At 74.3% G+C, this 15793-nt stretch carries 12 protein-coding genes; 8 read left to right on the top strand and 4 right to left on the bottom strand.

The features are described from left to right. The first annotated feature begins 7 nt into the window (after window positions 1–7). From ACIQFX_RS10870 to cutA, 3 genes are read left to right on the top strand one after another with little or no spacing between them, the layout of a single operon-like run. The gene (locus tag ACIQFX_RS10870) at window positions 8–1741 is read left to right on the top strand and encodes an ABC transporter ATP-binding protein (RefSeq protein WP_402460963.1); all 1734 of its coding nucleotides are present in this window, start codon (window positions 8–10) and stop codon (window positions 1739–1741) included. Continuing rightward, a complete protein-coding gene (locus ACIQFX_RS10865; RefSeq protein WP_402460961.1) occupies window positions 1738–3618 on the top strand; it encodes an ABC transporter ATP-binding protein in 1881 nt (626 codons plus the stop codon). Before ACIQFX_RS10870 ends, ACIQFX_RS10865 begins: the two co-directional genes overlap by 4 nt. Further along, window positions 3615–4340 (top strand): divalent cation tolerance protein CutA, encoded by a 726-nt coding sequence (gene cutA / locus ACIQFX_RS10860; RefSeq protein ID WP_402460960.1) that lies wholly within the window; start codon window positions 3615–3617, stop codon window positions 4338–4340. The genes ACIQFX_RS10865 and cutA overlap by 4 nt, the downstream gene beginning before the upstream one ends. 75 nt (window positions 4341–4415) lie before the next feature. Here the strand turns inward: cutA and ACIQFX_RS10855 are convergent, their stop codons facing one another. The 3 genes from ACIQFX_RS10855 to ACIQFX_RS10845 form a co-directional block, all read right to left on the bottom strand. Next, window positions 4416–6521, bottom strand: a complete 2106-nt coding sequence (locus tag ACIQFX_RS10855; protein ID WP_402460958.1) for a molybdopterin oxidoreductase family protein — start codon at window positions 6519–6521, stop codon at window positions 4416–4418. 215 nt (window positions 6522–6736) lie between these two features. Further along, window positions 6737–7420 carry a vancomycin high temperature exclusion protein gene (locus ACIQFX_RS10850; RefSeq protein WP_402460956.1) on the bottom strand — a complete coding sequence of 228 codons (684 nt, stop codon included), beginning with the start codon at window positions 7418–7420 and terminating at the stop codon, window positions 6737–6739. 38 nt (window positions 7421–7458) lie between these two features. After that, window positions 7459–8211 (bottom strand): aquaporin, encoded by a 753-nt coding sequence (locus ACIQFX_RS10845; protein WP_402460954.1) that lies wholly within the window; start codon window positions 8209–8211, stop codon window positions 7459–7461. A gap of 75 nt (window positions 8212–8286) precedes the next feature. Here ACIQFX_RS10845 and ACIQFX_RS10840 point away from each other — a divergent pair, with 75 nt between their 5' ends. After that, on the top strand, window positions 8287–8988 hold the full coding sequence (locus tag ACIQFX_RS10840; protein WP_402460952.1) for a hypothetical protein: 702 nt from the start codon (window positions 8287–8289) through the stop codon (window positions 8986–8988). A gap of 59 nt (window positions 8989–9047) precedes the next feature. On the opposite strand, the gene ACIQFX_RS10835 is transcribed toward ACIQFX_RS10840, so the two are convergent. Further along, window positions 9048–9881, bottom strand: coding sequence for a class II glutamine amidotransferase (locus ACIQFX_RS10835; protein WP_402460950.1), 834 nt, complete (start codon window positions 9879–9881; stop codon window positions 9048–9050). A 394-nt stretch (window positions 9882–10275) separates the two neighbouring features. Between ACIQFX_RS10835 and ACIQFX_RS10830 the strand changes: the two genes are divergently transcribed. The 4 genes from ACIQFX_RS10830 to dnaG all read left to right on the top strand — a co-directional run bounded on the left by ACIQFX_RS10830 (window position 10276) and on the right by dnaG (window position 15781). Then, window positions 10276–11130, top strand: coding sequence for a sirohydrochlorin chelatase (locus ACIQFX_RS10830; protein ID WP_402460949.1), 855 nt, complete (start codon window positions 10276–10278; stop codon window positions 11128–11130). 35 nt (window positions 11131–11165) lie between these two features. Beyond that, complete coding sequence (locus tag ACIQFX_RS10825) at window positions 11166–12485, top strand: deoxyguanosinetriphosphate triphosphohydrolase (protein WP_402460947.1); 1320 nt, start codon at window positions 11166–11168, stop codon at window positions 12483–12485. Window positions 12486–12602: 117 nt separating this feature from the next. Next, window positions 12603–13862 (top strand): NAD(P)/FAD-dependent oxidoreductase, encoded by a 1260-nt coding sequence (locus ACIQFX_RS10820; RefSeq protein WP_402460945.1) that lies wholly within the window; start codon window positions 12603–12605, stop codon window positions 13860–13862. Window positions 13863–13891: 29 nt separating this feature from the next. Continuing rightward, window positions 13892–15781, top strand: a complete 1890-nt coding sequence (gene dnaG / locus ACIQFX_RS10815; RefSeq protein ID WP_402460943.1) for a DNA primase — start codon at window positions 13892–13894, stop codon at window positions 15779–15781. Window positions 15782–15793 lie beyond the last annotated feature (12 nt).

Here is a 15793-nt window from a genome sequence, read left to right as displayed (position 1 = left end):
CCCCGCCATGCTGCTGCGTCTCCTCGCCCCCCGCCTGAGGCCCTACCGGCCCCTCCTCGTCCTCCTCGTCGCCCTCCAGCTCGTCCAGTCCCTGGCCTCCCTCGCCCTGCCCGCCCTCAACGCCGGCGTCATCGACCACGGCGTCCTGCGCGGGGACACCGACCGTGTCCTCGGCGGCGGCGCCGTGATGATCGCCGTCACCCTGCTCCAGGCGGTGGCGGCCGCGGCCGCCACCTGCACCGGGGCCAGGATCGCCCTGGGCGTCGCCCGTGACCTGCGCTCCGAGGTCTTCCGCCGGGTCCAGGACTTCTCCGCCCGGGAGCGCGGCCGCTTCGGCGCCGCCTCGCTGATCACCCGTACCACCAACGACGTCCAGCAGATCCAGACGTTCGCCGTGCTCGCCCTGACGATGCTGGTCGCCGCGCCCCTGCTGTGCGCCGGCGGGATCGCCATGGCCCTGCGCCAGGACGTACCGCTCGCCCTCGTCCTGCTGCTGTTCGTGCCCGTGATGACCGGCGCCGTCGGCACCGTCGTCCTGCGGATGCGGCCCCTCTTCCGCGGCATGCAGGAGCGCGTCGACCGGACCAACCGGGTGCTGCGCGAGCAGATCGCCGGCGTCCGGGTGGTCCGCGCCTTCGTCCGCGACCGGCACGAGCGGGAACGCTTCGCCGCGGCCAACGACGACCTCCTCGCCGTCGGGCTCCGGGCCGGCCGGCTCCAGGCCCTCATGTTCCCGACCGTGCTGATCGTCTGGCAGCTGACCACCGTCGCCCTCGTCTACGTCGGAGCCCACCGCATCGACTCCGGAGCCCTCCAGCCCGGCGGGCTCTTCGCCTTCCTCGGCTACCTCCTCCAGACCTCCATGTCCGTGATGATGGTCCTCTTCCTGCTCATGCACATGCCGAGGGCCGAGGCCGGCGCCGAACGCGTCCGCGAGGTCCTCGACACCGTCCCCTCCGTCGCCCCGCCCGCCGACCCCGTCCGGGTGCTCCCCGGCCCCGGCCGGCTGGACATCGAGGGCGTCGGCTTCCGGTACCCGGGCGCGGAGGAGCCGGTCCTCACGGACGTCGGGCTGGTCGCCCGGCCCGGTGAGACCACCGCGATCATCGGCTCCACCGGCAGCGGCAAGTCGACCCTCCTCGGGCTCGTGCCCCGGCTGTTCGACGCCACCGGCGGCGAGGTCCTCGTCGACGGCGTCGACGTCCGCAGACTCGACCCCCGGCTGGTGGCCGAGACGGTCGGCCTCGTACCCCAGAAGCCGTACCTCTTCTCCGGGACCGTCGCCACCAACCTCCGCTACGGCAGGCCCGACGCCACCGACGAGGAACTCTGGCACGCCCTGGAGGTCGCCCAGGCCGCCGACTTCGTCCGCGACCTCGACGAGAAGCTCGACGCGCCCGTCTCCCAGGGCGGCACCAACTTCTCCGGCGGACAGCGGCAGCGGCTCGCCATCGCCCGGGTCCTCGTCGCCCGCCCCCGCCTCTACCTCTTCGACGACTCCTTCTCCGCACTGGACCCGAGGACGGACGCCCTGCTCCGGGCCGCGCTCCGCGCGGAGACGGCGGACTCGACCGTGGTGATCGTCGCCCAGCGCGTCTCCACCGTCCGGCACGCCGACCGGATCGTCGTCCTCGACCGGGGCCGGACCGTCGGCACCGGCACCCACACGTCCCTCATGCGGGACAACGCCACCTACCGGGAGATCGTCCTCTCCCAGCTCACCGAGGAGGAAGCCGCATGAGCACGGCCACGGCGACCCGCACCCCGAGCCCCGCCGCCCCCGCCCGCACCGGACCCCCGCCCCAGCGCGGCCCCGGCCCGTCCGCCCCCTCCGGCCCCTCCCCCGAACGCTCGCTCTCCTTCCGGTCCTCCGGCCTCCGCCTGCTGCGCACCCTCGCCCCCGACCGGGCCCGCCTGCTCGCCGTCGTCGCCGCCGGGGCCACGGCCGTCGCCCTGTCCGTCCTCGGCCCGCTCCTCCTCGGCCGCGCCACGGACCTCGTCGTCGCCGGGGCCGGCGGGCCCGCCGGCGTCGACTTCCCCGCCGTCGGACGGATCCTCGCCCTCTCCGTCGCCGTCGTCGCCGGCTCGTCGCTGTTCACCTGGGTCCAGCTGCGGATCGCCACCACCCTCGTCCAGCGGGCCGGCCACCGGCTCCGGGAGCGGGCCCAGCACAAGCTGGCCCGGCTGCCCCTGACCTACCTGGACGGGCAGCCGCGCGGCGAGGTCCTCTCCCGCACCACCAACGACATCGACAACGTCACGCAGACCCTCCAGCAGGCCTTCAGCCAGATGACGCGCGCCCTGCTCAGCCTGGTCGGCGTCCTCCTGATGATGTTCTGGATCTCCCCGGTGCTCGCCCTCGTCGCCCTCGCCACCGTGCCCGTCTCGGTCGCCGTGGCCGCCTTCGTCGGCAAACGGGCCCAGCCGCAGTTCGTGAAGCAGTGGGCGGTCACCGGCCGGCTCGGCGGCCACGTGGAGGAGATGATCACCGGCCACACCGAGGTCGTCGCCTTCGGCCGCCGCGCCGAGGCCGTCCGCCGCTTCGACGAGCTCGGCGAGGAGCTGTACCGGGCGGGCTTCCGCGCCCAGTTCGTGTCCGGCTTCATCCAGCCGGCCCTGACCCTCGTCGGGAACCTCACCTACGTCGTCGTCGCCGTGGCCGGCGGCCTGCGGGTGGCGAGCGGCAGCCTGACCGTCGGCGACGTCCAGGCGTTCGTCCAGTACTCGTACGACTTCAACGGCCCCATCAACCAGGTCGCCGCCATGGCCAACCTCCTCCAGTCCGGCGTGGCCTCCGCCGAGCGGGTCTTCGACCTCCTCGACGCCGAGGAGGAGTCCCCCGAGCCGGCCCGGCCGGAGAAGCCCGCCGAGCTCCTGGGCCGGGTCTCCTTCGAGAAGGCCGCCTTCCGCCACGAGGCCGACAAGCCGCTCATCGAGGACCTGTCGCTCACCGTGGAGCCGGGCCGGACCGTCGCCGTCGTCGGCCCGACCGGCGCCGGCAAGACGACCCTGGTCGACCTCCTCCTCCGCTTCCACGAGGTGACCGGCGGCCGCATCACCCTCGACGGGGTGGACATCGCCCGGATGACCCGCGAGGAACTGCGCTCCGGCATCGGCACGGTCCTCCAGGACACCTGGCTCTTCGGCGGCACCATCGCCGACAACATCGCCTACGGGGTGCCCGGCGAGGTGTCACGGGAGCGGATCGTCCAGGCCGCGCGGGCCGCGCACGCCGACCGCTTCGTCCGCACCCTGCCCGACGGCTACGACACCGTCCTCGACGAGGACGGGGGAGGACTCAGCGCCGGCGAGAAGCAGCTGGTCACCCTGGCCCGCGCCTTCCTGTCCGACCCGGTGATCCTCGTCCTCGACGAGGCCACCAGCTCCGTCGACACCCGCACCGAGCTCCTCGTCCAGCAGGCCATGTCCTCGCTCCGCGCGGGCCGCACCAGCTTCGTCGTCGCCCACCGGCTCTCCACGATCAGGGACGCCGACACCATCCTCGTCATGGACGGCGGGTCGATCGCCGAACAGGGCACGCACGAGGAACTCCTCGCGGCGGGCGGCGCGTACGCCCGGCTGCACGCGGCGCAGTTCGCCCCTACGGTGGAGGCGTGATCGTCACCGTCCGCACCACCACCGACACGCGCGCCAAGGCCGACGCCCTGGCGCGCGGCGCCGTCGAGGCCCGGCTCGCCGCCTGCGCGCAGATCTCCGGGCCCGTCACCTCCGTCTACCACTGGCGGGGGGCGATCGAGACCACCGAGGAGTGGCAGGTCGTCCTCAAGACCACCGAGGCCCGCTACCCGGCCCTGGAGGCGCACCTCGTCGCCGCGCACGACTACGAGACGCCCGAGATCGTCGCCACCCGGGTGACCCGGGCCAGTGAGGACTACGCCCGCTGGGTCGAGCGGGAGACCTCGGCGCCCCTCTCGGTCGAAGCCCTCGCGCCGGCCGACGACGAGCGGCCGTTCTTCGTCTACGGGACGCTGCGCCCGGGCGCGTACAACCACGACCGGTTCCTCGCCGGCCGGATCGGCACCGAGGCGGACGCCGTGCTGCACGGCGCGGTCCTGCACGACGGACCCGGCTACCCGTACGTCGTCCCGGCCGACGACGGCCAGGTGGTCGGCACCCTCCTCACCCCCGCGCCCGGCACCTACGGCGAGCTCTTCGGCCTCCTCGACCGCCTCGAACTGCCCGTCGGGTACGAGCGGGTGGCGATGGACGTCGTCCGGGTACGGGACGCGGCACGGGTCTCCGCCTGGGTGTTCCTCGCGGCCCCCGACGCGCCCCTCGGCCCGCTCATCGAGAGCGGCGACTGGTTCAACAGGCCGTAGGGACCGAGCCGGGGACGGCGACCGGTTCGGGTTCCTCCGGTCGGCCGCGGGGCGCGTCCGGCCGCGGCGGCCGGGTCAGCCGTCCGCGGCGTCCGCGGAGCCGGCCGGCTCCAGGCGGACCGCGCACACCTTGAACTCGGGCATCCGGGAGACCGGGTCGAGCGCCGGGTTCACCAGGGTGTTCGCGCGCCCCTCCCCGTACCAGTGGAACGGCATGAAGACGGTGTCCGGGCGGATGGCCGTGGTGATCCGGGCGGGCGCGACGGCCCGGCCGCGCCGCGAGACCACCGCGAGCCGCTCGCCCTCCGCGACACCGAGCCGCTCGGCGAGCCGCGGGTGCAGCTCCACGAAGGGGCCGGGCGCCGCCGCGTTCAGCTCGTCGACCCGCCGGGTCTGCGCCCCCGACTGGTACTGGGACACGACCCGGCCGGTGGTCAGGACGACCGGGTACTCGGCGTCCGTCTCCTCGGCGGCCGCCCGGTGCACGACCGGCACGAACCGGGCCCGCCCGTCGGGCGTCGCGAACCGGTCGAGGAACAGCCGGGGCGTGCCCGCGTGCCCCGGGTCCGGACAGGGCCAGAACACGCCCTGCTCCTCCTCGATGCGGCGGTAGCTGATGCCCGCGTAGTCGGCGGGGCCGCCCGCCGAGGCGCGGCGCAGCTCGTCGAAGACCTCCTCCGGGTCCGTCGGGAAGCCCTTCTCCCAGCCGAGCAGCCCGGCCAGCGCGTGCAGGACCTCCAGGTCGCTGCGCACGCCCTCCGGCGCGGTCAGCGCGCGGCGGCGCAGCAGCACCCGGCCCTCCAGGTTCGTCATGGTGCCGGTCTCCTCCGCCCACTGGGTCACGGGCAGGACGACGTCGGCGAGTTCGGCGGTCTCGGAGAGCACCACGTCCGCGACGGCGAGGAAGTCCAGCGACCGCAGCCGCCCCTCGACGTGCGCGGCGCGCGGCGCGGACACCACCGGGTTGGAGCCCATGAGCAGCAGCGCCTTCACGTCGCCGCCGAGCGCGTCGAGGAGCTCGTACGCGCTCCGCCCGGGCCCCGGCAGCGACTCCGGGGGCACCCCCCAGACGCCGGCGACGTGCTCCCGGGCGGCCGGGTCGTCGAGCTTGCGGTAGCCGGGCAGCTGGTCGGCCTTCTGGCCGTGCTCGCGGCCGCCCTGGCCGTTGCCCTGGCCGGTGAGGCAGCCGTAACCGCTCAGCGGCCGGCCCGCCCTGCCGGTGGCCAGGCAGAGGTTGATCCAGGCGCCCACCGTGTCGGTGCCCTTGGACTGCTGCTCGGGGCCGCGTGCCGTCAGCACCATGCCGCTCCCGGCGTCGCAGAACATCGCGACCGCCTCCCGCAGCTGCGGCACGGACACCCCGGTGATCCGCTCGACCTGCTCGGGCCAGTGCGACATCGCCCCGGCGCGCGCCGCCGCCCAGCCTTCGGTGCGCTCCCCGACGAACTCCTCGTCGACCCGGCCCTCGGCCACCACGAGGTGGAGCATGCCGAGGGCGAGCGCGAGGTCCGTGCCGGGGCGCGGCGCCAGGTGCAGGTCGGCCTGCTCGGCGGTGCGGGTGCGGCGCGGGTCGACGACGATCAGTTTTCCGCCGTTCTCCCGCAGCTCGGTGAGGTAGCGCAGCGCGGGCGGCATCGTCTCGGCGAGGTTGGAGCCGACGAGGATCACGCAGCCCGTCTTCGGGATGTCCTCCAGGGGGAAGGGGAGTCCCCGGTCGAGGCCGAAGGCCCGCTGGTGCGCGGCCGCCGCCGACGACATGCAGAAGCGGCCGTTGTAGTCGATCTGCGAGGTGCCGAGGACGAGCCGGGCGAACTTGCCCAGCGTGTACGCCTTCTCGTTGGTGAGACCGCCGCCGCCGAAGACCCCCACGGCGTCGGAGCCGTGGTCGGCGCGGGTCCGGGACAGCCCCTCGGCGACGGCGGAGAGGGCCTCCTCCCAGGTCGCGGGCCGCAGGGCCCCCGAGTCAGGGCATCGGACCAGGGGCTCGGTGAGCCTGACCCGGGAGGAGAGTACGGAGGGGGCGGTGCGGCCCTTGCCGCACAGCGCGCCCCGGTTGACGGGGAAACCGGTCCGCTCGACCACCTCGGCGGGCAGCTCCGGGACGCCGGTGGGGCGGAGCGACATGCCGCACTGCAGGGCGCAGTAGGGGCAGTGGGTGGGAACCGCGGTGGTGTCGGACATGCGGCCAGCATGCGTCCGCAGTGTTACGCCGGGCCGCGCCGCTTATTACGGGCGCGGTGCTCTCCGCTCAGCTCACGGCGGGTCCCGAGGTGAGGAGAGGGCCTCGGCCCCGTCCGGAAGGACCCGCCCGGCTCGCGGGCGGGCGGCGCTGCTTTCCGGACAGGGCCTGGGCGACCCCGTCCGGAAGGACCCGCCCGGCTCGCGGGCGGGCGGCGCTACTTTCCGGACAGTGCCTGGGCGACCCCGTCCTCCCGCGGCCCGAGGAAGTGCGGGTCCGGGCGCAGACCGGCGTCGAGCGCCGCCTTGCCCGCCGCGAACAGCTCCCGCGTGGTGCCGTAGTACCAGGTGCGGTCGTGGGGCTCGGCGACCCCCACCCCGTACGCGTCCACGCCCGCCCGGCCGCACAGCGCGACGGCCCGCTTGACGTGGAAGTCCTGCGTCACGAGCACCGCCCGGTCCACGCCGAACACCTTCCGGGCCCGCACGCACGAGTCCCAGGTGTCGAAGCCCGCGTAGTCGCTCACGATCCGGCCGTCCGGCACCCCGCGCGCGGTGAGGTACGTCCGCATCGCGCTCGGCTCGTCGTACGCGGTCCTGCTGTTGTCGCCGGTGACCAGCAGTACCCGCACCTTGCCCGTCCGGTACAGCTCGGCCGCCGTGTCGAGCCGGTGCGCTAGGTACGGCGTGGGCCGCCCGTTCCACAGCCCGGCGCCGAACACCACGGCGACGTCCCGGGCCGGCACGTCGGCGGTCGTCCGCAGCTTGCCGGACGCGGCGGTGTGCATCCAGGTGGCCGGGGCGAGCGCGAGCACCGCTCCCAGCACCACGGCCTGGACGGTCCGGCGGCGGGCCCGGGTCGTGCGGGGGATCAGCCGGGCGAGCCGTGCCGGTGCCGGCATGCGGGAACCTCCGTGGGGTGCGGATCGGTGAGGGACTGTCACCCCGTCCGACGCGCCTCGGCGGCGTTCGGTTCACCGGCGGCCCGGGGTGTTCCGTACAACACACCGGCCAGCGCCATCCCGAGCAGCATCCCCAGCAGCTGGGCCGCGGCGAACGCCGGCACCGACCCGGGCGCGATGCCGGTGAACGAGTCGGAGAACGCGCGGCCGACCGTCGCCGCCGGGTTGGCGAACGACCCGGACGAGGTGAACCAGATCGCCGCCCCGATGTACCCCGCCACCGCGACGGGGGCGAGGCCCGGGCGCCCGATGCGGCGCAGCCCCTGCACGACGAGGACGAGGCCCGCGGTGGCGACGGCCTCCCCGAGGAGCAGGTGCGGCGCGGACCGCGGCTCGCTCGCCCAGGCGCCCGGCGCCCGCCCGAACATGGCCTCGGCGAGCAGCGCGCCCGCGACGGCTCCGGCGAGCTGGGCGGCGATGTAGACGAGGGCCTCCCGGCCGCCCCGCTCCTGGCGCCGCGACCACCACTCCGAGAGCGTCACGACCGGATTGAAGTGCGCCCCGGACAGCGGACCGATCAGCGCGATCAGCAGGCCGAGGCCGAGGGCGGACGCGGCGGCGTTGGCCAGCAGCCGGACACCGACGTCCTGGCTCAGGGAGTCGGCGCGGATGCCGGAGCCGACGATCACGGCGACGAGGGCGGCGGTGCCGACGAACTCGGCGGCGGCGCGCCGGGGGAGCGCGGGAGAGGGGAGCGCGGGAGAGGGGAGCACGGGCAGGGGCATTCTCATAACGGAAAAGATATTCCGTGATTCGGAACGAAAAAAGAGGGGAGGGGAAGGAGCGCGGACCCGTACCATCCGCCCATGATCACTGACGACGTCCTCGGGGACGCGGTCCGCAACAACGCCGAGTGGTGCCAGGCCATGTGCCACGCCCACGGCCTGACCGGCGCCTTCGGGCCCCGCAGCTGGACCAGCGACCGCCGAACCCCGCTCTACTACCCCGACGCGGTCACCCTGACCGAGGACGCCGGGGTCGAGGACGTCCTCACCGGCATCGACCGCAGCACCCCCGGCGCCTCCGTCAAGGACAGCTTCGCCCGCCTCGACCTCGCCGCCGAAGGCTTCCAGCTCCTCTTCGAAGCCCAGTGGATCGCCCGCCCCGCCGGCCTCCCCGCCCCCCAGGCCCCCGGAGACTGGCGCCCCGCCCGCACCCCGGACGAACTCGCCGCCTGGGCCCTCGCCTGGAGCGGCGACGACGCCGAGGACGCGGAGCTCTTCCGCCCCGGACTCCTCGCCGACCCCGCCACCACGGTCGTCGCCGGATACGACCCCGACGGGCGGATCCTCGGCGGCGCCGTCCTCACCGCGAGCGCGCGCGTCACCGGCCTCTCCAACCTCTTCGCCGCCGGCGACACCGACCCCTCCGACGTCTGGGCCGGCGCGCTCTCCGCCGCCCCCGCCGACCGCCCCCTCGTCGGCTACGAATCCGCCACCGACCTCCCCCCGGCCCTCGCCACCGGCTTCACCCCCGCCGGCCCCCTCCGCGTCTGGCTGAGCAGCTAGTGCTGTGACCGGCAAACCTTTCCGGTCGCAGCACTGGGGGGCCTCCTCCCCGCGGGGCGTCACGCCGCCGCGGGCGCGAAGCGGTGCAGCTCGTCGTTCCCGGGCTGGACGACGCCGTAGCTGTTCTCCGGCACCTCGTTCCAGGCCCCGGGCAGGTCCCCGAGGGGTTCCGAGACGACGAGACGGGTGTCCCCGGACACGTGCTGCAGGAACCCGAGGTCCGGGTGGAGCCTGCGCAGGGCGTCCACCCGGCTGCTGTAGAACAGCGACCGGGAGGCGCGCGCACTGGAGTAGCGGAAGACCCAGACGCGCTCGCCGTCGGTGAGGGCGAGCGTCATCTGGAGGGGGAACTCCACCCCGTGCTCCCGGCAGACCCGTTCCACCACGCCCGCCATCCTCGCGACCGCGCCGGGCGGGTCCTCGTCGAGCCCGTAGGTGAGGGCCAGGTAGAACATCACCTCGGAGTCCGTGGTGCCCTCGATGTTCGTGTACAGCCCGGGGGCGACGAGCATCGTGAGGTCGCGGCGGACGACCGGGAACCCTTCGACGGCTCCGTTGTGCATGAACATCCAGCGGCCGTACCGGAAGGGGTGGCAGTTCGACTGCTGCACGGCCGTCCCGGTCGAGGCCCGGATGTGGGCGAAGAACAACGGGGACCTGACGTGGTCCGCCAGCTCCCGCAGGTTGCGGTTGTTCCAGGCGGGGCCGACGTCCCTCAGCAGCGCGGGGGTGTCGTTGTGCGCCGAGTACCACCCGACGCCGAACCCGTCGCCGTTGGTGGTCTCCACGCCGAGTTTGGAGTGCAGGCTCTGGTCGATCAGGGAGTGGGTCGGCCTGTACAGGATGGTGTCGAGCAGCACCGGCGTCCCCCAGTACGCGAGCCAGCGGCACATGCGCGATCACCTGGGTCCCTGCCGGATCCCCGGGTGCCCTCGCGCCCCGTCCGGCCCTCCCATTCTCGGCGCCCTGCCGCCGGGATGCCACACCGGCCCGCGCGGCCCGGCTGGCAGGCGGGGGCCGGGACGCGTGAGGCGGCGGCAAAGACACGTCACGCGGCCGAAACGGCGAGGCAACGCGCCCCCGTCAGGATCGGCACACGGACGGAGCCGGACGGCTCGCGGCGCGACCGGCCGAGGTGCGTCCGTACGACCGCCGGCAGCGGAAACACGAGCAGCACGAAGAACACGGGCGGCGCGAGACACCCGAGCCGCCCGAGCAGCACGAGACACCCGAGCGGCGCGAGAAGCCCGAGCCGCACGAGAGACACGACGAGGAGGCACGCCGGCCATGAACGTCCCCACCCTCGCCGGACAGGGCCGCACCACCCCCGCACCGGCCGCACCCGCCCCCACGCTCCTCGCCGTCGGCCACGGCAGCAGGGACCCCCGGGCGAGGGCCACGCTGGGCCGCCTGCTGGAGCGGGTCAGGGAGCTGCGCCCCGGGCTCGACGTACGCCTGGCGCACATAGAGCTGAACGCGCCGCTGCTGGACGACACGCTCGCGGAGGTCGCCGCGGAGGGCCGGGACGCGGTGCTCGTCCCGCTGCTGTTCGCGCCCGGCCACCACGTCACGCACGACCTGCCCGCCGCCGTCGCCGCGGCGCCCGCGCTCCGGGCCGTGGTGGCGGAGCCGCTGGGGGCGCACCCGCTGCTGGTCGAGGCGCTCGTGGGGCGGCTCGCCGAGGCGGGCTGGGAGCCGGGGGACGGGCGGGCCCGGGACACCGGGGTGGTGCTCGCGTCGGCGGGCTCGCGGGACCCGCGGTCGGGGGCCGAGATCCGGCGGATCGCCGCGCTGCTCGGCGAGCGCCTGGGGGGCGTCCCGGTCGTGCCCGCGTACGCCTCCGCCGCCGCGCCCACCGTCGCCGAAGCCGTACGGGCCCTGGCCGCCCGGGGCCGCCACCGGGTCGCGGTCGCCTCCTGCTTCACGGCGCCCGGCCTCTTCGCCACCCGGGCCGCCGCCCACGCCTCCTGGATCGCCGCGGACCCGCTCGGCGCCCACCCGGCCCTCGCCCGCCTCGTCCTGCACCGCTACGACCGGGCCCGTACGACCGCGCACCCGGCCGCGTCGCACACGACCGCGCACCCGGCCGCCCGCACGGCCGCCCGTACGACCACCCCCGCGCGGGAACTCGCCGCCATCTGAGCGCTTCTGTCGGTCCCTCCGGTTACCGTCGACGCATGGAAGGCATCACGGACACCTCAGGACAGGACACCACCACCGACACCCCGGGCTACGACTCCGCCGCGACCGACCGCTGGGCGGCGGAGCCCGACAAACGCCCCGGCCGCACCGCCTTCCAGCGCGACCGGGCCCGTGTCCTGCACTCCGCGGCGCTGCGCAGGCTCGCGGGGAAGACCCAGGTCGTCACGCCCGGCACCCGCAGCCACGCCTGGGACGCCAGCCCCCGCACCCGGCTGACCCACTCCCTGGAGTGCGCGCAGGTGGGCCGGGAGCTGGGCGCCGCGCTCGGCTGCGACCCGGACCTCGTCGAGGCCGCCTGCCTGTCCCACGACATGGGCCACCCGCCGTTCGGGCACAACGGCGAGCAGGCGCTCAACGACGTGGCGAAGGACTGCGGCGGCTTCGAGGGGAACGCGCAGTCGCTGCGCCTGCTCACCCGCATCGAGCCGAAGCGGTTCGTGAAGGACGCCGACGGGGACCTGGTCAGCGTCGGCCTCAACCTGACCCGCGCCGCGCTCGACGCGGCCACCAAGTACCCGTGGGTGCGGGGCGGGCACCCCGAGGACCCCGGTTCGCCGAAGTTCGGGGTGTACGAGGACGACCTGCCGGTCTTCGGATGGATCCGGCAGGGCGCGCCGGCCCACCGGAAGTGCTTCGAGGCGCAGGTCATGGACTGGTCCGACGACGTGGCGTACTCGGTCCACGACTTCGAGGACGGTCTGCACGCGGGTCACATCGACCCGAACCTGCTGCTGGCCGAGCCCGAGCGCGCCGACGTCTTCGCGGTCGCCATCGGCCGCTACGTACCGGAGGACACCGATCCGCAGGAGCTCGCGGACGCGCTCGACCGGCTGGTCGACCAGGAGTGGTGGCCGCACGGATACGACGGCTCGGCCGTCGCCCAGGCCCGGCTGAAGGACGCCACCAGCCAGCTGATCGGCCGGTTCTGCCTCGCGGCCGAGGGCGCCACCCGCGAGCGGTACGGATCCGGGCGCCTCACCCGCTACGCCGCGGAACTCGTGGTGCCGCGCGAGGCGCGCAACGAGTGCGCGGTCCTCAAGGCCGTCGCCGACCGGTACGTGATGCAGCGCGCCGAGCAGGAGGCCCTCCGCGCCGACCAGCGGATCGTCGTCGCGGAACTCGCCGAGGCACTCGTCGCCCGCGCCCCGGACGGTCTCGAACCGCAGTTCCGGGCGGCGTTCGACGCGGCCCGCGACGACCGTGCGCGCAAGCGCGTCATCGTCGACCAGATCGCCAACCTCACCGACGCCTCCGCCCGCGCCCTCCACGACCGCTTCCGCCGCCACGGCGGGTAGGTCCTCTTCCCTCCCCTCCCTCCGTGCGGGACGCTCGCATGCACGCCCCGAGCCGGAACGGCCCGACGAACGCCGGGGGGCGTAGGTTGGAAGCGGTCGCAAAGAGGAGGAAACGACGTGGTCGACGCAGATCAGACCTTTGTCATCGTCGGCGGGGGCCTGGCAGGGGCCAAAGCGGCGGAGACCTTGCGGGCCGAGGGGTTCAACGGCCGGGTGATCCTGATCGGAGACGAACGCGACCACCCCTACGAGCGCCCACCCCTGTCCAAGGGCTACCTGACCGGCGCGAAGGAGCGCGACGGCGTCTTCGTCCACGAGGCCGCCTGGTACGCGGCGAACGACGTCGAGCTGCACCTCGGCCAGTCCGTCACCGCCGTCGACCGCGAGGACCGCACCGTGCGCCTCGGCGACGGCACCGTCATCCGCTACGACAAGCTGCTGCTGGCCACCGGCGCCGAGCCGCGCCGCCTCGACATCCCCGGCACCGAGCTGGCCGGCGTCCACCACCTGCGCCGGCTCGCCCACGCCGACCGGCTCCGCCAGGTCCTCGCCGGCCTCGGCCGGGACAACGGCCACCTGGTGATCGCCGGCGGCGGCTGGATCGGCCTGGAGGTCGCGGCGGCGGCCCGGGGCTACGGCGCGGAGGTCACCGTCGTCGAGGCCGACCCGACCCCGCTGCACCGGGTCCTCGGCCCCGAGCTCGGCCAGCTCTTCGCGGACCTGCACACCGACCACGGCGTCCGCTTCCACTTCGGCGCCCGGCTCACCGAGATCGTCGGCCAGGACGGCATGGTCCTCGCCGTCCGCACCGACGACGGCGAGGAGCACCCGGCGCACGCCGTGCTCGCCGCGATCGGCGCCGCGCCCCGCACCGCCCTCGCCGAGAACGCGGGGCTGGCCCTCGTCGACCGCGCCGACGGCGGCGGCATCGCCGTCGACGCGTCGCTGCGCACCTCCGACCCCGACATCTACGCGGCCGGGGACGTGGCCGCCGCACTCCACCCGCGCCTGCACACCCGGCTCCGCGTCGAGCACTGGGCCAACGCCCTGAACGGCGGCCCGGCCGCCGCCCGCGGCATGCTCGGGCAGCACGTCTCGTACGACCGGGTGCCCTACTTCTTCACCGACCAGTACGACCTGGGCATGGAGTACTCGGGCTGGGCGCCGCCCGGCTCGTACGACCAGGTGGTGGTCCGCGGCGACACCGGGAAGCGCGAGTTCATCGCCTTCTGGCTCAAGGAGGGCCGGGTCCTCGCCGGCATGAACGTGAATGTGTGGGACGTCACAGAGCCGATCCAGCAGCTCATCCGCTCCCGCACGGCCGTGGACCCCGACGCCCTCGCCGACCCCTCCGTACCCCTGGAGAGCCTGATCTGATCACCTCCGCCCCCACGTAGACTTCACGCGTGGCAGGCAGGATCAACGATGACGACGTGAAGGCGGTACGGGACGCGGTCCCGATCGACGCCGTCGTGTCCGAGTACCTCCAGCTGCGCAACGCGGGCGGCGGGAACCTCAAGGGCCTCTGCCCCTTCCACGACGAGAAGTCGCCCTCCTTCCAGGTCAGCCCCAGCAAGGGACTCTTCCACTGCTTCGGCTGCCAGGAGGGCGGCGACACCATCGCCTTCGTGATGAAGATCGACCACCTCTCCTTCTCGGAGACGGTCGAGCGCCTCGCCGCCAAGGCGGGCATCACCCTGAGGTACGAAGAGGGCGGCTACAACCCGGGCCACCAGCGCGGCGAGCGCATCCGCCTGATCGAGGCGCACAAGGTCGCCGCCCAGTTCTACGTCGACCAACTCGGCTCCGCCGAGGCCGAGATCGGCCGGAAGTTCCTCGCCGAGCGCGGCTTCGACCAGGCCGCCGCCGAGCACTTCGGCGTCGGCTACTCCCCGGCCGGCTGGGACCACCTGACCCGCTTCCTCCGCGGCAAGGGCTTCTCCGACAAGGAGTTGATCGTCTCCGGCCTCTCCCAGGACGGCCGGCGCGGCCCCATCGACCGCTTCCGCGGCCGCCTCATGTGGCCGATCAGGGACGTCGGCGGCGAGGTCGTCGGCTTCGGCGCGCGCAAGCTCCGCGACGACGACAACGGGCCCAAGTACCTCAACACCCCCGAGACGCCGATCTACAAGAAGTCCCAGGTGCTCTACGGCATCGACCTGGCCAAGAAGGACATCGCCAAGGTCAGCCGGGCCGTCGTCGTCGAGGGCTACACCGACGTCATGGCCTGCCACCTCGCCGGCGTCACCACCGCCATCGCCACCTGCGGCACCGCCTTCGGCGGCGACCACATCAAGATCCTCCGCCGGCTCCTCATGGACAACGGCTCGGCCCGCGTCATCTTCACCTTCGACGGCGACGCCGCCGGCCAGAAGGCCGCCCTGCGCGCCTTCGAGGACGACCAGAAGTTCGCCGCCGAGACGTACATCGCCATCGCCCCCGACGGCATGGACCCCTGCGAACTCCGGCTCGCCAAGGGCGACGCGGCCGTCGCCGAACTCGTCCAGCCCCGCACCCCGCTCTTCGAGTTCGCGCTCCGCCAGATCGTGAAGCGCTACGACCTGGAGACCCCGGCCGGCCGGGCCGCCGCCCTCGACGAGGCCGCGCCCGTCGTCGCCCGCATCAAGAACATCGGCGCCCAGCACGAGGTCGCCGTCCAGCTCGCCGGCATGCTCGGCATCCTCGACACCCAGTTCGTCGTCAAGCGCGTCGCCCAGCTCGCCCGCTGGGCCCGCGACCGCGGCGGCAAGGGCCCCGCACAGCCCGCCCCGCAGCGCGGCTACGACACCCCGGCCCCGCCGACCGCCCCCTCCGGGCCCGCGCTCAACCTGCGCAGCCCCGCCCACCGCACCGAGCGCGAACTCCTCAAGCTCGCCCTCCAGCGCCCCGAACTGGTCTCCCCGGCCTTCGACGCGTACGGCATCGACGAGTTCACCGCCCCGCCGTACGCGGCCGTCCGCCAGTGCGTCCAGGACGCGGGCGGCGCCACCGGCGCGCCCTCCGACTACCTCGACACCGTCCGCGAGGCCGCCCCCAACGACACGGTCCGCTCCCTCGTCACCGAACTCGCCGTCGAGACGATCTTCGCCAAGAACGTCGACGAGGCCTACGCCGGCGACCAGCTCGTCACGGTCCGGCTCCGCGCCGTCGACCGCCGCATCCGCGACGTCCAGGGCACCCTCGCCCGGCTCGGCGCGCACGGCGACCCGGAGCAGCTCGCGGCCGTCCAGAACGAACTGTGGGTGCTCACCCAGTACGGCCAGTCCCTCCGGAACAACGGCGCCGCCGCACTCTGACCCACGGTCACG

Source organism: Streptomyces sp. NPDC093089 (assembly GCF_044754405.1).
GTDB lineage: Bacteria > Actinomycetota > Actinomycetes > Streptomycetales > Streptomycetaceae > Streptomyces.
This window is presented reverse-complemented; position numbering and strand designations above follow the sequence as displayed.

What these genes read in the sequence shown, in the direction of transcription:
- ACIQFX_RS10870 (WP_402460963.1), top strand. Translation starts at nt 8, where the DNA reads ATGCTGCTGCGTCTCCTCGCCCCCCGCCTGAGGCCCTACCGGCCCCTC.
- ACIQFX_RS10840 (WP_402460952.1), top strand. Translation starts at nt 8,287, where the DNA reads ATGATCACTGACGACGTCCTCGGGGACGCGGTCCGCAACAACGCCGAG.
- ACIQFX_RS10825 (WP_402460947.1), top strand. Translation starts at nt 11,166, where the DNA reads ATGGAAGGCATCACGGACACCTCAGGACAGGACACCACCACCGACACC.
- ACIQFX_RS10865 (WP_402460961.1), top strand. Translation starts at nt 1,738, where the DNA reads ATGAGCACGGCCACGGCGACCCGCACCCCGAGCCCCGCCGCCCCCGCC.
- ACIQFX_RS10830 (WP_402460949.1), top strand. Translation starts at nt 10,276, where the DNA reads ATGAACGTCCCCACCCTCGCCGGACAGGGCCGCACCACCCCCGCACCG.
- ACIQFX_RS10845 (WP_402460954.1), bottom strand. Translation starts at nt 8,211, where the DNA reads ATGAGAATGCCCCTGCCCGTGCTCCCCTCTCCCGCGCTCCCCTCTCCC.
- ACIQFX_RS10850 (WP_402460956.1), bottom strand. Translation starts at nt 7,420, where the DNA reads ATGCCGGCACCGGCACGGCTCGCCCGGCTGATCCCCCGCACGACCCGG.
- ACIQFX_RS10855 (WP_402460958.1), bottom strand. Translation starts at nt 6,521, where the DNA reads ATGTCCGACACCACCGCGGTTCCCACCCACTGCCCCTACTGCGCCCTG.
- ACIQFX_RS10835 (WP_402460950.1), bottom strand. Translation starts at nt 9,881, where the DNA reads ATGTGCCGCTGGCTCGCGTACTGGGGGACGCCGGTGCTGCTCGACACC.